The following is an 18,197-nucleotide window of genomic DNA, read 5'->3' as shown; positions in this document are numbered from 1 at the left end:
AATCCACACACGCCATCCAACAGCGCGGCACCACGGACGAAATCCGCGGGCGCCTGCGATTTAAGCGCTTCATTCATAAAGAAAAATCTCTCCGCATCCAACAGCCGCAAGGCTCACGCGCCGGCAATGTCGTGCAGTTGGCCGCGAAATAGCACCCAAAGCTTTGATGCGTCAACGACTTAAGCCATGCAGCGCGGCCCGGAGGGGGCCGCGAAAACGCCTCAGCCGCCAGTGGCAGGAGGTGCCTTTGACAGCGCAATGCGGCGCCATTGCGCGGGCGTCAGGCCCATGCGTTGCTTGAAGACGCGCTGGAAGGCGGCCTCGGATTGATAGCCCGCCGTCTCGGCCGCGACGGCAGTGGTGGTGCCTGGGACCTTCAAGGCATTGGCCGCCAGCGCCATGCGGATGTCGGTCAGCAGGTCGCTGGCGCTGCGGCCGAAGCTGTCCTGAAAGTGGCGTGCAAAGGTGGCACGGGACATGTGACAAAGAGCGGCGAGTTCCGGCAAGGTCCAGTCGCGCGCCGGCTGGTTGAAAAGAGCCGTCACCGCCGGTCGGAGGCGCGGATTGCCCGCCAGCGCCAGGAGGCCCGTTGGGGCCGATGTCCCTTCGCCGGCCAGGCGCAATGCCAGCGTGAAAAGCGCTGCAGAGAGGAGATCGAGCATGGCGCGGGCGCCGAGCCGATCGCTGTCAGCCTCGGCGCGCATCAAGGCAGTCAGCGCTTGGAGCTGGCGGCCGGTGACACTGCCGCCCACCGCAGCACTGCGGATGATCAGACGCGGCGGCAGATACGGGCGCAGCAGCCGATCTTGGGCGTTGACCAGGATGAAGCGGCCGCACAACATGTCGAGACGTGTACCACCGCCGTCATTCTCCTTGATGACCAAGTCGCCCGCAACACGGCTGCGGATCGCGCGCGGCGCGGCGCCACTGCCGTCACCCAGAACATGGGCACCGCCATCGGGCAGAATGAGAATGTCACCGGCGGCGAGGGACTGGCTGGTCCCCGTCACCGGGTCGTCCAAGGTGGCGGTGCCGGCAACAATCAGATGGTATTGGATCTCGCCCATCTCGGCCGGCGCATGGTCGACGCGCCAGGGTGCCCCGAAGGCGCAGCGGACATCCAGCCGCCCCTGCACGGGATTGAGGTCCAAGAGGCGGCTGAGCCAGTCCATCTATCCACCTTGAGACGATTAAGCATATTTTTGGCATTTTATATCATTAAATAACTCTCCCGGCACCCCCAGATTGAGGATGCGTACAGCGCGAAACCTCAAACAAAGGAGTGCCCCATGTCCCGTATTCAGACCCCCTCTGCCGACACCGCCACAGGCGCCAGGGCAGACCTGTTTGCCCAGATCAAAAAGGCGGCCGGCCGCGTGCCCAACGCTTATGCCGCCATCGGCGCCCTGGAACCCAATGCCCTCAAGGCAATGCTGCAGGCCGATGGCGCATTGTCGGCCGGCACGCTCAGCAGCCGAGACCGCGAGACGATCAAGATCGTGGTCAGCCAGGTCGGCGGTTGCGATTACTGTGTCGCCGCGCATAGCCAGATCGGCAAGATGGTTGGCCTGCCGCCGGAAACCTTGAAGCAGATCCGCGCCGGCGAACCGACCGGTGACGCCAAGCGCGATGCGCTGACGCATTTCGTGCGCAAGCTCGTACGCACCAGCGGCACGGTCAGCGAGGCCGAGTTCAAGGCCATCCTGGATGCGGGCTATACCGAGGCGCAGTTGGTGGAGATCAGCCTGGCCATTGCGGTCATCGTGTTCACCAACGTCTTCAACCGCATCAACGACACGACCATCGATTTTCCGGCCGTCGCGTGACAGCCGCTCAATGACCACACTGTCTGGCAGGTTGAGGCGATTTCGCAGCACGCGCAAATCGCCTCAAATGCCGGGCAAACACACCATCGGAGAAGATCTCGTGAAAGCAGTCAGGGATTAATACATTGTTCATCGGCGGCTTCTAGAAGACGGCTTTCCTATTTCCACCTTGGGGCTGTCTTCCATGAACGAGAATCCGAATCGGCCGGCGCTTTCGAATGACAAAATTGCGCGTCCGGGCCTCGCGTCGCGCCTGCCGCTGTCGCTGAAAATCCTGCTGCCGATCGTCTTTGCCGTGGCGCTCGGCTATGTCGCATCGACCTGGGTGTCGTCGGAACGCAGCGGCGCGATCGTCAACGCGCTTGCGATGTCGCAAGGCCAGGAGATGGCTGCGGCGCGTTCCGCCGAAATGCAGGCGATGTTCAACGCGAACTATCAGATCGCCTACAGCCTGCGCGATACCTATCTTGGCATGCGCGGTGAGAATGCGCTCAACCGCGCGTCCTTCACCGCAGCCTTGCGCGCGGCACTCAAGGCCAATCCCGACCTCGTCGGTGTCTGGGCCGGGTTCCAGCCCGATGCCTTCGACGGCAACGACCAGGCAGGAATCGGCAGCGAGGGCGCCGACCAGACCGGCCGCTACGTGCCCTATGCCTATCCCGACAGCGGCACGTTCAAACTCGATCCGATGAAGTCGCTGGATAAGCAGGATGCCAGCGGCGATTTTTACCAGATTCCGTTCAAGACGGGAGAGGACACCGTCCTCGAACCCTATATCTATGCGCTGGCCGGCAAGGACACGTTGCTGGTGAGCCTCGCCACGCCGGTGAAGGTCGACGGCAAGGTAATCGGCGTCATCGGCGTCGACATGTCGCTGGAGCAGATGAACCAGGACCTCCTCAAGGTCCGCCCCTATGGCACCGGTTCGATCGGCGTCGTTTCGAGTGGCGGCATCATGGCGGCGTCGATCGATCCCAAGAACCTCGGCAAGCAATTCGTGACCCTGAGCCCGAGCTTCAAGGACGCCCTGCCCCGCGCCCAGGCCGGTGAGAGTTTCTCCATCACCGATTGGTCGAACTCGCTGCAAACCGATGTCACCCGCGTCTTCGTGCCGTTGAAGATCGGCGCGGTCGAGAAGCCCTGGGCCGTCATGCTCAACCTGCCCGATGACAAGATCATGGCGCCGGTGCGCGAGGTCGTGTTCGTCAATTCGATCATCGCGGCGATCGTGGTGGTGCTGCTCGCCATCGTCATCATGGTGCTGGTGCGCTTCGTCGCCGCCCGGCCGGTGACGGCGCTGACGCGGGCGGTCGATGAACTCGCCCACGGCAACACCGAGGTGACCGTGCCGATGACGGATCGTGGCGACGAGATGGGTGTCATGGCCAAAGCGGTCGAGTTCTTCCGCCAGAAGCTGATCGAGGTCGAGCATCTGCGCCTGGCGCAGGCCGAGATCGAGAAGAAGGCCGCCGAGGAACGCCGCCGCACCATGCTGCAACTGGCCGACGGTTTCGAAGCCAGCGTCAAAGGCATCGTGCAGACGGTGTCGAGTGCGGCGACGCAGCTTGAGTCGAACGCGCAGTCGATGTCGGCCGTGGCCGAGGAGAGCTCGCGCCAGGCCAATGTCGTGGCCAACGCCGCAACCGAGGCGTCGCAGAACGTCACCACCGTTGCCGCGGCTTCCGAAGAACTCTCCAGCTCGATCAACGAGATCAGCCGCCAAGTGGCCGAGAGCAGCAACATCACCCGCGTCGCGGTCGATGAAGTGGCCAAGACCGGTGAGACGGTCGAAAGCCTCGCTGTCGCTGCCGAGAAGATCGGCGGCATCGTGCAACTCATCAACGATATCGCCAGCCAGACCAACCTGCTGGCATTGAACGCGACCATTGAAGCGGCACGCGCCGGCGATGCCGGCAAGGGCTTCGCGGTCGTGGCATCCGAAGTGAAGAACCTGGCGACACAGACATCGAAAGCGACCGAGGAAATCTCCGGCCAGATTTCCGGCATGCAGGATGTGACCCGAGCCGCCGCGGCCGCCATGTCGCAGATCCGCGGCACGATCAACCGCATCGACGAGATCTCGTCCGGCATCGCCGCGGCGGTCGAAGAGCAATCCGCAGCGACGCAGGAGATCTCGAACAACGCGCAGCAGGCGGCAAGGGGCACCGACGAGGTGAACCGGAACATCACCGGCGTCAGCCGCGCCTCGGAAGATGCAGGCAGTGCCTCCTCGCAAGTGCTGAGTGCCGCCGGCGACTTGTCGCGCCAGTCGCATGCCCTGGCCCATGAAGTCGACAGCTTCATCGCCAAAGTCCGCGCTGGGTAAGGCCCCCCCGACCCCGGCAAAAAGCCCGCATTTGGCGAAGGCCAGTGCGGGCTTTTTCTTTGCGTAAAATAGCGGAACGAGGCGGCCCGTCGGATTTACGGCCGATTCTCGTCTAACGAATTGTTAGGAAAGGGAAAATGGCGCACCCAGAAGGACTCGAACCTCCAACCTTCTGATTCGTAGTCAGCGTGGTTATCGTTTCATAGCGTTGCGGGTCAGTTCATCCGACAGCGATTAAACGGCCTATTATCGGCACTTCTCTGCAGTACCTCTTGCGTGGAGTTTCAGAAGGTAGCATATGATTGCGAGCCAGAAGCTACCTAGACGCTACCTTGGAGGCTCAACATGCCCCGTGTGTCCTTTGCTCCGCTCAAGTTGCGCGCACTTAAGGCGCCAGCCCCCTCGCCCACCGGCGCCGTGGTCCAGGTGGATTACTTCGACGAAACTAACCCCGGCTTTGGCCTGCGCTACTCCTCCAACGGCGTGGCGTCCTGGTTCTACCTAGCCCGGGTTGCCCGCGGCGGCCGGAAGTTGGCGGCGCGCTTCACCATCGGGCGGGCGGCACTCTCGAAGGACGAAGGCGGGATGAGCTTGAGCGACGCTCGGGCGCACGCAGCGGAACTCCGTAAAGCTATCGACCGGGGGGAAGATCCAAAAGAAACGGCAGACGCTGTAAACCGCCGCACGGCCAAGCGGCGTGCCGCGACCTTTGACACCGTGTCGGCTGACTTCCTACGACTATACCCGCTCAAAGCGAAGATCGGTCCACGACACCTCAAAGAAACCGGTCGCATCTTCCGGGTCTATTGCTCGCCCGAGTGGGGCAAGCTACCGATTGCCGACATAAAGCGCAGCGACGTTGTCGCCCTGCTCGACGATGTGACCGAGAACAATGGCGCCATCATGGCGGACCGGGTGCTTGCCGCCGTGCGGAAGCTGTTCAACTGGTACGCAGCTCGCGAAGATGAGTTCAATTCTCCGATCGTGCGCGACATGGCCAGCGGACACCGATCGGAACGGAAGCGCGTCTTGGAAGCGGATGAGCTTCGGCAGATCTGGACCCAACTAGATGAACCCCAACTTCTCGCGCTTGGGCCCGGCATCAAGCTGCTGCTCTTGACCGCACAGCGCCGTAACAACGTCTTCGCCATGCGATGGAAGGACTTGGATCTAGAATCAGCCGGCGGGCCGTTGTGGACGATCCCGGCGGAAGATCACAAGACCGGCGCCAAGACCGGTGAGCCGCTGGTCATGCCCCTGTCTTCGGCCGCGGCTGCCATCATCAAAGCCCAGCGCGACAAACGGATTGGCAAGTGCCCTTACGTGTTCTCGACCGATGGCGAAACCCACTTCCAGGCGTTCAGCCAGAAGAAAGCAACCCTGGACAATCTGATTCAAGGGGCCCGCCTAAAGGCCGACAGGAGCGCCGCTCCCCTGCCCGGCTGGACACTGCACGACTGCCGGCGCACCGCCAAGACGATGATGCGTGCCGTTGGCGTCGACCGTTTCACAAGCGAAAGGTGCTTGGGTCATGTGATCCCAGGCGTCGAAGGCATTTACGATCGTCATGCATACGTGACGGAAATGCGGGACGCGTTTGAGAGACTTTCGACGGCTATCAAAACGACACTGGAAAGTGTGCCTGCTAAAAGCGCCCTTCCGCTAGCGTCGACATTCGATTCGGCGACCCTGCCGCATTGATTTACATAGCGAAATGACTCGTAACCTGTTGCAATCCTTGCAACATATTGCGTAGCGACACGCCAATTAGTAGAATGCGACCGCACGGTTCGTGATGGGCAAACGTAGCTCAACCTGAATCGCTGTAGGAGTGAACCCGCCCGGCATTGCGCGCGTGGCCATGGCTGCTCTGAAAGAAACCGATATGCACCGATTTGCACTGATGAACCCGCACCGATAATCGCAGGCGCGCCAATGCTGGTCCGCCTGTCATCAGGAGGACTCCGCTATGGCGAAGTTGCTGGCCGCCGCTGATTTGAAAGTTCTGGGCATTCGTCTGTCCCGCGCCCAACTTTGGCGGCTTGAGAAGGCGAACCGCTTTCCCCGACGTGTTCGGATTGCCGAACGCACTGTCGCATGGGATGCCGACGAAATCGCCGCCTGGCTTGAAGCCCGCAAGGCTGAGCGAGGTGCGGCATGAAGACTCTCTCTGACGTCTATCAGTGCGCTTCGACAGTGGCTGTTGCGAGATTCGTCGTCGACATTTTCGACCCACTACCTCATGGCTATCCCGTTAACGTCCCAGGCGTCATCTGCACGGTGAGCCCGGAGAATCCCGATCGGGCACGCCTAAGCATCGATCGCGGCGACCTGCGTTTACATATCGAATTCTGGTCGGAAGGCTGGGCACCGATGCGGCCGGCAACGCCGACTCTTATCGAGATGGCGGAAGACGAAGCCGCGGGCAAGCTCGGCGCCTTCAGCATGGACCAGCTTGAAAGCGACGAATTCAAACAGCTCGCCCAACAGCTGACGGAAAGGAACATCCTTTGGTACGGAAAAGGGGCCGCCTGGAACCCGCTGCCTGAAGGTAGCTGGCTCGATATCGAGTTTTGGTTTGAGCGGTTGGCGGGTGCCCGCTGATGGCGGATTCATCCGGGGGCGCGGTGCTGCCCAAGCTCGAATTTGCCCAGACGCTGGCGCAAAATGAATTTCACGTCTTTCCGTTGCTGCCGTGGCCCCTTGGCCGCAAGCCAGGGAAGACGCCGCTTAAAGGAATGAAGTTCAAGGAGCTGGCGACCCGTGATCCTGACCAGATCAAGGCGTGGTGGGCGGAGAACCCCGACTACAACATTGGAATCTATACCGGCAAATTTGGCGACGTGCGGGCGGATGGCGGATTTGATGCGCTCCTAGTTGTCGATGAAGATAACAAGGATGGTAAGAACGGCTCCGCTACGATCGCGCAATGGGAAGCCGAGGGCCTGGAGCTTCCCAGGACGCTCGTAACAGAAACGCCAACAGGTGGCCGCCATCTGTTCTACCGCGTCGGCCAGCCTGTCAGGCAAGGCGTGGAACGCTTGGGCGACGGGGTCGATCATCGGTCCTATGGTGGGTACGTTGTAGCCTGTGGTTCCGTGATCGACGGCAAGGCGTACAAGGTCATATCTTCCGATCCCGTGGCGCCTGCGCCCGAATGGCTCATTGCCCGCTGCGGCCAAGCCAAGACCAAGGCCGCGGACGCCGAAACGGCGCCCCCTGCCAACATCGACCGAGCCCGTGCTCTATCTCGTGCAACCGATTATCTACGGTCACACGCGCCGTTGGCTGTCGAAGGACAAGGTGGCGACCTCACCACGTTCAAGGTGGCGGCGCGGATGAAAGATTTCGGTGTTGGGAAAGACGACACCGTTGATCTGCTTATGGCCGAATGGAACCTTAGGTGTTCGCCGCCATGGGACGCCGCGGAACTGCAGGATAAGGTCAACCACGCTTTTATATATGGTTTCGAGGATCCGGGATCGTCGGCCCCCGAGGTCATCTTCAGCAAGATCGAGACCCCTGAGAAGGCGGCCCCCAGCGAGGCGCCCGCCGCCGGCAATGCGACCACGGGCAAGCGGCGCTTCAAGGCGCGGCTACTTGGCGACATAGCCCCCAAGCTGGATATGCTTTGGGTGATCGATGGGGTGTTGCCGGCCGGCGGCCTGGTCGTTTTCATTGCCGAGCCGGGCAAGGCCAAGACACTCAACGCGGTAGAAATGGCATTTGCCATCGCCCGCGGAATTCCATGGCATGGCCGGGACACCCTTCAGGGCTCGGTGCTCTATTTCAGCGCGGAAGGCATGCTCGCCAACCGCCTCGAGGCCCGGCGCCAATTTGACGAGCTCGCCGGCACTGACATTCCTTTCGCGGCGATCGAGGACGGCGCCAATCTGCGCAGCAGCGCCGACGATGTGTCAGCCTTGATTACGGCGGCCCTGGAATTGCCGGAGCGCACCGGCCACCCCCTGCGCTTGATTGTGATCGACACCCTGAACCAGATCATGGCCGGCGGCGCCGAAAACAGCGCGGAAGACATGGGCGCCGTTATCGCCAGCTTAGGTCGCATCAAGCGTGAGACCGGCGCCGCGGTCCTGGTAATCCATCATCTTGGCAAGGATGCATCCAAAGGCGCGCGCGGCCATAGCTCGCTTATGGGCGCCGTCGACACCTCCCTGGAAATTAAGAATTCGGCCGTCACGATCGAGAAGCAACGCGACGGTGAGACGGGCGCAAAATTCCATTTCCAAATTGAGACGGTCGAAATCGGCACCGATGCCAAAGGGCGCCCGGTCACGTCTGCCGTCACCGTCCCGGACCGCGGCCGGGAATTTGAGCGTGAGACACCCAAGGCCGGAACCAGTACCGCGAAGCTACTGGAAGCGGCCCAAAACCTGACTTTAGGTAGGGCAGAACCGGGCGAACCGGCCCGGATTGCGGTCCATGAGTGGCGGGCTGAATTCGTCTCCCGGAATTATCGGGGCCGTGAATCAAGCGGCCAAAGGGAGTTCAGAAGGCGGACAAATGAGCTTGTCCGCATGGGCTGGATCAAGGACGAGGGCGACCATGCGCTTGTTCTCGGTTAAGCCCTGCAGCGGACAAACCGTCGCCAGTGCTATCGCTTTGATAACACGTGGGAATTCAGGAGCGGACAAAGCGGACAAACGGCGGACATGCCCGCAAATGTCCGCCGGTCATACGGGGCGGACAAAGCGGACACATCCCTATAGGGGATGTCCGCTACGCCACGACCCTGCTTTTCAAAACTCATCAAACAGCCCTTGGCCGATACAGCAGGTATCCGGGGGCGCATCGCTCGCACGCGTGACGCGCCGCCGCGCCCGCCGATCGCTGCGCCGGGCCGAGACACCCCGCCCCGCTCACCTCCTGACAATTGATCAGAAATTTCAGCGCGGATTTTTCCGCAGAATTCCGCCGATTAATTCACCGCCGCGTGCTGCTCCCGATTTCCTAGGTAGCTGGTTAGGTAGCGAACATGAAAAGAAAGGCATCACCCCATGAAAAATTCCCTCGCCCGCCTGTTGGGCACCACCGCTGGCAAGATCGCCGAAGCCGCAGCCGGCACCGCGGCCGAGATTCTGAGTGGCCAAACCCCCGTCGAGCGGCTGTACCAGCGCCACGCCGAAGCCGTCACGGCTCGCGATGCCGCCCAAACCAAATTCACAGCGGCAAACCTGGCTGCCGAGCTTACGCCTGACGAGGCCGCGGCAGGATCAGCCCGCGACCGGGCCCGCAGCGCCCTGGCACAGGCCCAGGAGCGCGTTGACGCCCTTGCCAGCGCGATTGCCGCCGCCAAGGACGGCGAGGCCGTCACAGCGGCCGCGCAAGCTGCTGCCGAACGGGCCAGGCGCTGGGATGCCGCAGGAGCCCTGGCAAAGCAACGGGAGGGCATCGCCTCTGAGATTGAGCAGCTTGCGGCCGCCCTGGCCGAGAAGTTTAGCCAGCTGCAAGACGTAACGACGCAGGTCGCGGCAGCAATGCCGTATCGGCCGGACACCGCCGAGAGAACGGGCACGTCTCTGATTCTGCCCGAGCTTGAAATCGCTGCGCGGTACGCCCTCACCAAGGCCGGGCTGCGTTGGGCTGCAAACTGGCCATGGGAAATGAAGGACCTGCCAACGCTCAGCAAACGAATGGCCGATGCAACTGCCCAGCTGGTGCAGCTTCGGAAAGCGAAAGGCTGATGCCGGTGACTGCAGCGGTGATCGGCAATCGGCCGGCCTCGAGGGTCGATCGTCGACCCCCGGGGGGTGCCCCGGGTGGCACCCAAGCCGGCCGACAATCGCCGACGCGATGTAGGCCCCTCGAGCGGGCTAGACCAGAATTTTTTATGAGGCTCGCCCGTGAGCCGAAATCTCGCGCACACGTTCGCCCCACCCTTTGAGATTGGATGACGACATGACAGAAAACATCGCACCCAATACCCAGGCTGACGCCCTGGCCGCGCTTGAAGCTCACAAATCAGACCCGGCATGGGGCGCCAAGCTATTGGCCGGTGATGCCGCCGTGGTCGCAGAGTCCAACCGGCTGCACCAAACGGCCTATGCCGACCCCGGCACGTCCTATGAGGCACCGACCGGCTCCGAGGCAGCGCAACAGCGCATCGCCCAATTGAAGCAGGATCCAGCGTGGGTCGCCAAATACCTCGCTGGCGATCCGGCCGCCAACAAGGAACTGGAAGACCTGTCGCGGCAAGCGCACCCGGAAGGTGCGGACAGCCAAACGGACGAGCCGATCAATCCAGCGGAATACCGCGTGCCCCTGTTTGGCCTACCCACTGACACCCCGGAAGAACTGCAGGAAGCGGAGGCACGGCAGGAGCAGGTGCGCGGATGGCTGCAAACTGCGCAGATCCCCGTGAGCATCGGCAACAGCATCTTGCACCAAGCCGAAAAGACGTTCGCCACCTGGCGCGACGCCAGCGACGCCGAGCGCCAGGCCTACAGCGACCGGCAGGAAGCGATGCTGGACCGCATGTGGGGCGACACCAAGCCGGCAAAGCTCAAACTCGTGGCGCAGTTGATCCGTGAACTCGACGCCAAATCACCCGGCGTTATCGACATGCTTTCGGTCACGGGCGCCGGCAGCAACGCCCATGTCATTAGCTCGCTAGCACTCACTGCTGAACAACTCCTGGCCAAGAAAGGCATTTCCCATGGCTGAAACAACCGACAAACGACCCACGACGCTCACCCCCGAGCAAGAAATCCGGCTTGAGTGTCTCAAGCTGGTGAATCGCTTCGACCACACGCCCAAGCAAATCACCGAGCGGGCGAGTGAATACGAAGCTTTCGTCAACGGCACCGCCGAAACCAACTGAGAAAGGGCACCCCATGGCCGATACTTTTTACTCAATCAACCTTGGCAAGGGCCTCAGCCCTGCCGCTGTCACCGTAGGCGCGTCATCCGCACCGACAGCTGATTTCGAATTCAGGATCAAGAACGGTGTTGCCGGGCGCGGTAAGCCGCAAGTTATCAATGCGATCGAGGCCATCGTGGCGAAGATCGTCACAAGCAACGCGCCGGCCTGACACGACGAAAGGAACGTACCATGGCAAAACTCCAAGACCTTAAGACTGCTGCAATTCCGCTCCTGAGTGACGCGGCAACGCAAAGCCACCTTGTCGACCTTTTGCGGCTAGCCGCCGACGCATCGCCAGGCACGATCTATGACGCATTGCTGCAGGCAGAGGCCGAACTGCCGGCGAAGATTGAGGCGGCGCGCAAAGCCAACGCCGACGCCCTTGCAGGACGCGATGCAGCCGCCGCGGTGCTGGCCAAGGAAGGAGTCTCGCACCTCGAGCGCTTGGCCCGATACCTGGCAAAGTTCACGATCCTTGCGGCCGAAGTGGGCGACCTCGAAGCGGCAATGACGGACGAAGCGCAGCGCAGTGAAGCGGTGAGGCAAAGCGCGTTGCGCCAAGTTCAAGCCGATCAGCAAGCCGCGATCGAGCGCTGCAACGCTCACAGAACGACGGTCCAGGCGTTCGCGAGTGTGGACAACCATATTCGCGACTTGGCCGGCGCGGTCCGCAAGGCATGGGATACCGCGCTTTCAGCCGGCCCCACAATGAGCGACAAGGAATTCGACCGCATGGTCGACCGTGCTTTCGGCGTGCTGCGCCACGTGGTGCTGCATCATCTAGGGTTTCTCCCCGGCATGGGGCAGACGATCCCGGCTGATCAGGCGATTTTTGCCGACTATGCGCCAGACAAGCCCCTGGTGACGCCGGCTGAAGGTTGGGACGGCAGCAAGTTCAAGCCCGGTGGCGAGTATGCAGAATACGCGGCCGACTTGAAGCCGGCGACGTAGGCAGCGATTGAATGGCTGCGCTTACATACATGGTGACCCGCAGGCGCGGCCCGTCGCCTGGTGCTCGCGTCCTACGCGCGCGGGCAAACCCTACTGTGATGAGCATTGGAACTTGACGCACATCCCCCCCAAATCCACCGACGCACAGAAGAAGCTGGCGAGCTTTGCCGCCATTGCTGACGCCAATTTCATTCCGGCGGGGCTGGAATGAAGGCGCCCCAGGACCGTGATCTAACGCCGCAGCAAGACAAGTTTGTGGATCTTGTCGTTGGCGGCATGAATGCTTCGCAGGCTGCGCGCGAGGCTGGTTATTCGAAAGAATACGCGCGCCGCGCGGCCGACAAGCTCATTCGCAACAATACGCGCATCAGGGCAGCGATCGACAAGCGGCGGCAGGTGCTGCGCGACAGTATGGCCATCACGCGCGAGAACCGCGTTAAGAGCATTCTCGAGGACATGGAACTCGCGCGCCAACACAAGAACATGAACGCGGTCATGAAGGGTCAGGAGATCGTCGCCAAGATGGGCGGGCTCATGATCGATAAGGTCGAGATGACCCAGGTTAGCGTTATCGAAGCGCTCGCGGCGGCTCGCGCGCGGGTGCAACGACCAGCGCTTCCAGTTATCGACGTGCCGGCGGAGCCGGCCAGAGCCATTTCGCTTGCGCCTAAGCGCGCGCGGGTGAATCCGTTTCAGGACTGACGCTAAACAAGAGCCAGGCAATACGGTTTGGGCGCGCCGGACGGGTCGCAACTGCCTAGACGGAGTCGCACTCCGGCTAACACCTCTGTCCGAAAAACCCATACTGTGTATTCCCCTTTTAGGCGAATAGTTAATAAATTAATCTGTCTTAACGTGTGAATCCATTAGTTGATGAAATGGTATTTTGGTACTCTCTGAGCTGTGGAGATCACTTCTTTCAAGGGGAGCGACTTATGGCCAGGCGATGGACGTGGCTCATTATGGGGATTGCAGTCAGCTTGTACTGTTCGATGCAGAGCGATGCATTCGCACAGACGGCGCTCAGCCCCGAGAACCAAGCGGAATTTGCGAAGCTGTTAGAAGTGCAAAATACACAGCGATCGCTGAGCTTGGAGAGCTTCATGCCCCCGCGGGCCGCAGAAACAAAACTGGAGAGACTGTTGCTTTGGAGTAACATTGCTCTTGAAGCAACTGCACTTGATCACACGCCGGTCGAGCCCGGATCCGGGGACGACCCCCGTAGGTTCGCCGAACGGATCGGACCCCATCGCTCAAGCTATGCAATGGCGATTGTGCACATCGCGATGTTTGAGGCGGTGAATTCTGTTTATCAGAAATATGAGAGCTACACTGGACTTAGAAAGTCGGATCCAGCATTGGCAGCCTCTCCTGTTTTTCTCGAGATGGCGATTGGCCAGGCGGCGCATGACGCGCTTCTGGCAATGTATCCCTACCAGAAAGATCGGCTCGACTCTCAGTTCTCAGTTTACATTGCCCGTTTGCCTAAGCCTCCCTCAGGTGCAGGTAATGCAACGCTAAAGGAGAAGTTGGAGAAGGAACTCCAAGCCGGCGAGGAGCTCGGAAGGGATGCGGCGCAATCTATACTCCAGAAACGATTGAATGACGGTGCCGACCGCAAAGAACTGGCATACGGTTCAGGATTTGTGCCCAACCAGTGCGATGTATCTCCAAATCCGTGCCCTGGCGTTTGGAGTCCTGATCCGGATCCGGAAAACAAGCTCACAGTTGCATTAGGCGCCGAGTGGTCGAAAGTGAGGCCATTTGTTATCGAGTCAGCGAGTCAATTTCGCCCGCTGCCTCCTCCTGCCTTAGACAGCGCAGACTACGCTCGGGCGTTCAATGAGGTGGCGAAAGTTGGCGCAAAGAATGCCGAAGCTGCTGGAGATCGGCGAGACTATCAGACGTTCGAGGGTTATTTCTGGGCTTACGATGGAACACCCGCGCTTTGTGCCCCGCCCCGACTATACAACCAAGTCGCGGATACCGTTGCTTTGCAACAACGGATGGGGGATGTCGCAGATTTTTCGAGGTACTTAGCTCTGGTCAACACTGCAATGGCGGATGCGGCAATATCTGCTTGGGAAGCAAAATACCATTATCAGCTATGGCGGCCTGTTACCGCGATCCGGGCTGCCGACCGCGATGGCAACCCAGACACTCAGCAAGACCCAAATTGGCTACCGCTTGCTGCTCCGGCGACAAACGCCCGCGGACCTAATTTCACGCCGCCGTTTCCGGCGTACCCGTCGGGCCATGCCGTCTTCGGAGGTACGGTATTTGGCATGCTGCGCCATTTTTGGGACGACGCGACACCGTTCGTACTGGTGTCCGACGAATACAATGGATTGAACTATCCTGTCGGAGGGACCGAGCCCCGAGCCAAACTTCCGCAGTCATTTGTATCGTTCAGCCATGCTGAATATGCGAATGGCCGCAGTCGGATTTGGCTGGGGATTCATTGGCAGTTCGACGCTGACGCAGGAATCGAGCAGGGCAATAAAATCGCAGATTACGTTTTTGCTCACGCATTCCAGCCTGTCGCAAATTAGCTTAACGAGGCGGAGGGATAAGTTTCAACGTCTACTGGTTCGTGGCGAAACGAGATTTGCATGCGGCGTGTGCCCGATCTGCGCTCAGTTCCTGGGCGACACCGGGACACGCCGCATCTGATGTCGGCATGGCTAAACTCTTGTGAGCCAGGCATTTTCTCCCAGGACGATGTATTCTGTTCTGCCCCTAGGTTATCAATAGGGACAAACAGAAATAGGGACAAACACATATGGGTAAGGCCCCGAAAGGGAAGTCCGCCAAGAAACCGCGCAAATCCTCCGGCCGGATGGCCAGCAAGGGTTTCTTCAATCCGATTGACATCCACGTTGGTCAGCGGATCCGCCAACGAAGAACCTTGCTCGGGTTGAGCCAAACGGATTTGGGCGAGGCCATCGGGCTCACTTTCCAGCAGGTGCAGAAATACGAGCGCGGCGCCAATCGCGTCAGCAGCAGCCGGCTGTTCGACCTGGCCCGAGTTCTTGACGTGCCTCTTTCTTGGTTCTTCGAAGAAATTCCCGGCGACGTGAAATCCAAATCGCCCGCCCAGGTGATGCAAGCGCCAGAGCTAAAGCAAATCGAACCGGAGCCCGATGAAATGTTTAGGCGCGAGACGCTCGAACTCGTAAGGGCCTACTATAAAATTGATGCCGCCACTCGAAAACAACTTCGCGAGCTGGTGAAAGCGGTGGCTATGTAGGCGCTACGATCGCCTAAAAGGTTGGACCGAGCGGCCAGAGACCGCGCGGTGCGGAATACCTATCGAAACCGGGAGGCGGCCAAAACACTGGACGAGGGCAAAGGCAACGAACGTGAGTGATTCAACCTTTCCCGTTCACGTGCGTCGGGCGGTCCGACGTTAAGTCACTTAGTCTTCCGTCGGTTTCCGCTCCCTCTGACAATCACAGGAAGTTCCCCGATTGCCTTGTGCCGGGCCGCTTCGTCGGGTGTGGCAGTTTGAGGATCGCCACCCTCATGCGCAAACGGCTTCCGCGGCTCGCCAGGCCGGCGGCGATCGTCCCAGGGCCGTTTCCCGGCATAGGCCAGATGAAAGGCGATCGACGCATTCCTGAAGCCGCACTTTCGGCATTTGAGGCGCGAGAGATAGTAGCGGACCCCGATGCCCGCCGAGAGCCGCTGCGCAAGCCGCTCGGCCTGTTCCGGCTCGATCAGGCGCTCAGCGCCACACCCAGGGACTAGGCAGCGCAGTGTCCCCCAGAGCTTGGGCGCGCCGTGCTTGTCGCGTACTTCCGGCATACCGCCTCCCCAGCTCCATGGGAGACCCTAGACGAGAACATTAAGGGAACTCAATAGGTCAGTATACCCGGAGTTCACATCGGCCGGAGACAAATGGGAAATCCCAGATTGTAGCGCCGCCGGCCAATGCGGCGGTGCCACCGGCGCTTTGCCGGCGTCAATGGGGTAGAAGTCATGAGAGACAAACTGAAACCCACCGAGGCCCGGGCCGACATCGTGCACGTCGGGCCGAGCTCTTCCTGACCATTCACGAGGTCGCTAAGGCCCTGGCTAAACGCGGTCGGGCAAGAGTGCTTTCGGCCGTGGCTGCCGACCTCACCAAATCGGCAGCGCTTCTGAGGCGGTTGGCCCGATACACCGGCCGGCGGCGGGCGGGGCTGCACCCGCCGCTCAATCCGCTATAGCCGCAGCGGTTAATGCACTTCCGGGACTGAGATGACGTCGCGGAATTCGCCTGTGCTGGGGCCTGCGGAAGACGATCACCGAGCCGCGGGAATCGGCCCGGACCTACATGCTAATAGCTAACCGGGACATGCTGAAGCAGTCGGCCGAGCTTCGGACTGAGCGGGTGATGGGACAGTCACCCATATCGGCAAATTGAATGCTCGCCGCGTTGCAACGTGACCGTCAGTCGTGTAGGAAACGCGGCAAGTAAGTGATATCATTTTCCCGTTCCTGGGGGAGAAAAGCCAATGCGGGACTCGGACGTGCGGCGGGCAACTATTGCCATGCTCCGTGATCTCCATTCCGGCGACACCGACACAAGTATCGTCCAAGAAATGGGAGTGTGGTCTGGCTCCGTGCGGATAGACATCGCAGTCATAAATGGCGAACTATCCGGCTATGAGCTCAAGAGTGATCGGGACACATTGGACCGTCTGCCGCTTCAGGCCGATCTCTACAGCCGAGTGTTCGATCGAGTGTCGCTTGTCGTCGGGAAGCGGCATGCCGAAAAGGCAGTCGCTTCCGTGCCAGCCTGGTGGGGCGTGCTGTTAGCCAGCGAGAAAGACGGCGCCGTGCACCTCCGACAAAAGCGGCGCGGGCGGCGCAATCCTGGCCAAGATCCGTATTTGGTCGCTCAGCTGCTCTGGAAAGACGAGGCTCTTTCGGTCTTGGAAACGATTGGCTCCGCAAGCGGCTGGCGCAGCAAAAGAATCAAGGCAATTCATCAGCACTTGGCGGACACGATTCCACTGTCTCAGCTTTTAGACTATGTGCGGGCGGCGCTGAAGCGCCGCCAAAATTGGCTAGGGCAAACTATCCCGGACCAGGGAAACATGCCGATTGACGCCAAACTGCACCCAAGATTCTAGGTTTCCCGGCTGCTTCTTTTTCGCCGCAATCTCATCGATATTGGCATCAGCCCAGCAGTCAGCTAGCGGAGTGCGGTTCGGGTACTTGGTGATTGTGCGTGCGTGATCAATGAGCTGAACGTCCATATCAACGCCACCCAAGCCTGAGGTGTTTACTCCACGGCAGACGAGGAAGTGATCGCCCAATGTGTATTTCACATTGATCGGGAAGCCCCACCGAATCCCTGACGGCGGGGGAGTCACTGCAACAGTGGCATAGTCTCCGAAATCGAGCTGGTAGGGCAGTGATGCCTTGTTCAATTTGCGCCAGAGCTTCCACTCGACTCTTTCGATCTCGTGAGTCCCGCTCGCGAACCCAGTGAAATTCTCGGGCAGGCTACTGCCGATCAATGTAACCGTCCGCCATTTTTCACCCTGGTGGAGTTTCTTGAAAGCCTCTATGGCCAGGTTGCCGAGGCTGACTACCGAAGGAACGCTGCTAGCGAGGTCCAAGATCAGATCTGTCGCGCTCAGCGCGTGAGGCCAGCCTTTCGCCCACCTATTCGCGTCTGTGAATTGGGCGAAGTCGACCCTAAGGCCGACGCCGCGCCCATCTGAGGCGGCAACCTTAGCTACGGCAGACTGATAAGCCGTCGGAGCATCAAGATAAGAGATCGGAATCATCTCCATTGAATTGGCGCTGCAGGCCGCCGCGACTGCAGTTAGTTCCGCGGCAGCAGCGGACCCGAGTTTGGCGGTGTCGAGATAAAAGGACGCGGTGCCCCAGGCTGCCTTGAGTTCATTTGCAAATGCGGCGGGCGCTGGAACGGCGGCACGCTTCGCGGTTTTCTCCTTGCCAACATAGCTTTCGGGTGCCAGCTGAAAAAGAGGTGTGACTCTCCCTCGAGATGTCGCAGTGAGGTGACTGATGCCAACACGTTCGCCTCGTTTCCACCGCAACACAGGAACATAATCGTGGATGAAAGCCATGCTGTTTCCCCCTCCAACAAATGATTGTTAGAAGGCTGCCATAGCGATTTTTAGATGTCTATAGCAATACGTGTGGGCCACATTTCGCGCCTCGCGCTGGTTGCAATGCGGAATTTAGCTAT

At 60.4% G+C, this 18,197-nt stretch carries 18 protein-coding genes; 16 read left to right on the top strand and 2 right to left on the bottom strand.

Annotation, left to right across the window (positions count from 1 at the left end; all coding sequences use genetic code 11):
- Positions 1 to 221: 221 nt before the first annotated feature.
- Positions 222 to 1,172, bottom strand: a complete 951-nt coding sequence (locus SMD31_RS12910; protein ID WP_320501309.1) for an AraC family transcriptional regulator — start codon at positions 1,170 to 1,172, stop codon at positions 222 to 224.
- Positions 1,173 to 1,289: 117 nt separating this feature from the next.
- On the opposite strand from SMD31_RS12910, the gene SMD31_RS12905 reads away from it, so the two are divergent.
- From SMD31_RS12905 to SMD31_RS12830, 16 genes are all read left to right on the top strand, one after another.
- Positions 1,290 to 1,826: a carboxymuconolactone decarboxylase family protein gene (locus SMD31_RS12905; protein WP_320501308.1), complete on the top strand. Its 537-nt coding sequence runs from the start codon at positions 1,290 to 1,292 to the stop codon at positions 1,824 to 1,826.
- A gap of 184 nt (positions 1,827 to 2,010) precedes the next feature.
- Positions 2,011 to 4,152: a methyl-accepting chemotaxis protein gene (locus SMD31_RS12900; RefSeq protein ID WP_320501307.1), complete on the top strand. Its 2,142-nt coding sequence runs from the start codon at positions 2,011 to 2,013 to the stop codon at positions 4,150 to 4,152.
- Between the two features lie 345 nt (positions 4,153 to 4,497).
- Positions 4,498 to 5,853: a tyrosine-type recombinase/integrase gene (locus SMD31_RS12895; protein WP_320501306.1), complete on the top strand. Its 1,356-nt coding sequence runs from the start codon at positions 4,498 to 4,500 to the stop codon at positions 5,851 to 5,853.
- A gap of 268 nt (positions 5,854 to 6,121) precedes the next feature.
- The gene (locus SMD31_RS12890) at positions 6,122 to 6,313 is read left to right on the top strand and encodes a helix-turn-helix transcriptional regulator (RefSeq protein ID WP_320501305.1); all 192 of its coding nucleotides are present in this window, start codon (positions 6,122 to 6,124) and stop codon (positions 6,311 to 6,313) included.
- Positions 6,310 to 6,756 (top strand): hypothetical protein, encoded by a 447-nt coding sequence (locus SMD31_RS12885; RefSeq protein ID WP_320501304.1) that lies wholly within the window; start codon positions 6,310 to 6,312, stop codon positions 6,754 to 6,756. The genes SMD31_RS12890 and SMD31_RS12885 overlap by 4 nt, the downstream gene beginning before the upstream one ends.
- Positions 6,756 to 8,738, top strand: a complete 1,983-nt coding sequence (locus SMD31_RS12880) for a bifunctional DNA primase/polymerase (RefSeq protein ID WP_320501303.1) — start codon at positions 6,756 to 6,758, stop codon at positions 8,736 to 8,738. Before SMD31_RS12885 ends, SMD31_RS12880 begins: the two co-directional genes overlap by 1 nt.
- 432 nt (positions 8,739 to 9,170) lie before the next feature.
- Entirely contained in the window at positions 9,171 to 9,857 is a 687-nt protein-coding gene (locus SMD31_RS12875; protein WP_320501302.1) for a hypothetical protein, read from the top strand.
- A gap of 214 nt (positions 9,858 to 10,071) precedes the next feature.
- Positions 10,072 to 10,836, top strand: a complete 765-nt coding sequence (locus SMD31_RS12870) for a hypothetical protein (protein ID WP_320501301.1) — start codon at positions 10,072 to 10,074, stop codon at positions 10,834 to 10,836.
- Positions 10,829 to 10,993, top strand: a complete 165-nt coding sequence (locus tag SMD31_RS12865) for a hypothetical protein (RefSeq protein ID WP_320501300.1) — start codon at positions 10,829 to 10,831, stop codon at positions 10,991 to 10,993. Before SMD31_RS12870 ends, SMD31_RS12865 begins: the two co-directional genes overlap by 8 nt.
- Positions 10,994 to 11,006: 13 nt before the next feature.
- Positions 11,007 to 11,204, top strand: a complete 198-nt coding sequence (locus tag SMD31_RS12860) for a hypothetical protein (protein WP_320501299.1) — start codon at positions 11,007 to 11,009, stop codon at positions 11,202 to 11,204.
- A gap of 20 nt (positions 11,205 to 11,224) precedes the next feature.
- Positions 11,225 to 11,986, top strand: a complete 762-nt coding sequence (locus SMD31_RS12855; RefSeq protein WP_320501298.1) for a hypothetical protein — start codon at positions 11,225 to 11,227, stop codon at positions 11,984 to 11,986.
- Positions 11,987 to 12,193: 207 nt separating this feature from the next.
- Positions 12,194 to 12,688 carry a terminase small subunit gene (locus SMD31_RS12850; RefSeq protein ID WP_320501297.1) on the top strand — a complete coding sequence of 165 codons (495 nt, stop codon included), beginning with the start codon at positions 12,194 to 12,196 and terminating at the stop codon, positions 12,686 to 12,688.
- Positions 12,689 to 12,921: 233 nt separating this feature from the next.
- The gene (locus SMD31_RS12845; protein WP_320501296.1) at positions 12,922 to 14,538 is read left to right on the top strand and encodes a vanadium-dependent haloperoxidase; all 1,617 of its coding nucleotides are present in this window, start codon (positions 12,922 to 12,924) and stop codon (positions 14,536 to 14,538) included.
- Between the two features lie 230 nt (positions 14,539 to 14,768).
- A complete protein-coding gene (locus tag SMD31_RS12840; protein WP_407652129.1) occupies positions 14,769 to 15,236 on the top strand; it encodes a helix-turn-helix domain-containing protein in 468 nt (155 codons plus the stop codon).
- 275 nt (positions 15,237 to 15,511) lie between these two features.
- A complete protein-coding gene (locus SMD31_RS12835; RefSeq protein WP_320501295.1) occupies positions 15,512 to 15,736 on the top strand; it encodes a hypothetical protein in 225 nt (74 codons plus the stop codon).
- A gap of 749 nt (positions 15,737 to 16,485) precedes the next feature.
- The gene (locus SMD31_RS12830) at positions 16,486 to 17,106 is read left to right on the top strand and encodes a sce7726 family protein (protein WP_320501294.1); all 621 of its coding nucleotides are present in this window, start codon (positions 16,486 to 16,488) and stop codon (positions 17,104 to 17,106) included.
- Here SMD31_RS12830 and SMD31_RS12825 read toward each other — a convergent pair.
- Positions 17,041 to 18,075, bottom strand: a complete 1,035-nt coding sequence (locus SMD31_RS12825; protein WP_320501293.1) for a beta family protein — start codon at positions 18,073 to 18,075, stop codon at positions 17,041 to 17,043. The genes SMD31_RS12830 and SMD31_RS12825 overlap by 66 nt on opposite strands.
- Between the last annotated feature and the right edge of the window lie 122 nt (positions 18,076 to 18,197).

Source organism: Dongia rigui, from assembly GCF_034044635.1.
Classification (GTDB): domain Bacteria; phylum Pseudomonadota; class Alphaproteobacteria; order Dongiales; family Dongiaceae; genus Dongia; species Dongia rigui.
The sequence above is the reverse complement of the archived record's forward strand: the minus strand, read 5'-3'. Positions and strand labels throughout refer to the sequence as shown.

What these genes read in the sequence shown, in the direction of transcription:
- SMD31_RS12860 (WP_320501299.1), top strand. Translation starts at nt 11,007, where the DNA reads ATGGCCGATACTTTTTACTCAATCAACCTTGGCAAGGGCCTCAGCCCT.
- SMD31_RS12910 (WP_320501309.1), bottom strand. Translation starts at nt 1,172, where the DNA reads ATGGACTGGCTCAGCCGCCTCTTGGACCTCAATCCCGTGCAGGGGCGG.
- SMD31_RS12890 (WP_320501305.1), top strand. Translation starts at nt 6,122, where the DNA reads ATGGCGAAGTTGCTGGCCGCCGCTGATTTGAAAGTTCTGGGCATTCGT.
- SMD31_RS12895 (WP_320501306.1), top strand. Translation starts at nt 4,498, where the DNA reads ATGCCCCGTGTGTCCTTTGCTCCGCTCAAGTTGCGCGCACTTAAGGCG.
- SMD31_RS12880 (WP_320501303.1), top strand. Translation starts at nt 6,756, where the DNA reads ATGGCGGATTCATCCGGGGGCGCGGTGCTGCCCAAGCTCGAATTTGCC.
- SMD31_RS12875 (WP_320501302.1), top strand. Translation starts at nt 9,171, where the DNA reads ATGAAAAATTCCCTCGCCCGCCTGTTGGGCACCACCGCTGGCAAGATC.
- SMD31_RS12830 (WP_320501294.1), top strand. Translation starts at nt 16,486, where the DNA reads ATGCGGGACTCGGACGTGCGGCGGGCAACTATTGCCATGCTCCGTGAT.
- SMD31_RS12865 (WP_320501300.1), top strand. Translation starts at nt 10,829, where the DNA reads ATGGCTGAAACAACCGACAAACGACCCACGACGCTCACCCCCGAGCAA.
- SMD31_RS12900 (WP_320501307.1), top strand. Translation starts at nt 2,011, where the DNA reads ATGAACGAGAATCCGAATCGGCCGGCGCTTTCGAATGACAAAATTGCG.
- SMD31_RS12885 (WP_320501304.1), top strand. Translation starts at nt 6,310, where the DNA reads ATGAAGACTCTCTCTGACGTCTATCAGTGCGCTTCGACAGTGGCTGTT.
- SMD31_RS12840 (WP_407652129.1), top strand. Translation starts at nt 14,769, where the DNA reads ATGGGTAAGGCCCCGAAAGGGAAGTCCGCCAAGAAACCGCGCAAATCC.
- SMD31_RS12845 (WP_320501296.1), top strand. Translation starts at nt 12,922, where the DNA reads ATGGCCAGGCGATGGACGTGGCTCATTATGGGGATTGCAGTCAGCTTG.
- SMD31_RS12870 (WP_320501301.1), top strand. Translation starts at nt 10,072, where the DNA reads ATGACAGAAAACATCGCACCCAATACCCAGGCTGACGCCCTGGCCGCG.
- SMD31_RS12825 (WP_320501293.1), bottom strand. Translation starts at nt 18,075, where the DNA reads ATGGCTTTCATCCACGATTATGTTCCTGTGTTGCGGTGGAAACGAGGC.
- SMD31_RS12855 (WP_320501298.1), top strand. Translation starts at nt 11,225, where the DNA reads ATGGCAAAACTCCAAGACCTTAAGACTGCTGCAATTCCGCTCCTGAGT.
- SMD31_RS12835 (WP_320501295.1), top strand. Translation starts at nt 15,512, where the DNA reads ATGCGCAAACGGCTTCCGCGGCTCGCCAGGCCGGCGGCGATCGTCCCA.
- SMD31_RS12905 (WP_320501308.1), top strand. Translation starts at nt 1,290, where the DNA reads ATGTCCCGTATTCAGACCCCCTCTGCCGACACCGCCACAGGCGCCAGG.
- SMD31_RS12850 (WP_320501297.1), top strand. Translation starts at nt 12,194, where the DNA reads ATGAAGGCGCCCCAGGACCGTGATCTAACGCCGCAGCAAGACAAGTTT.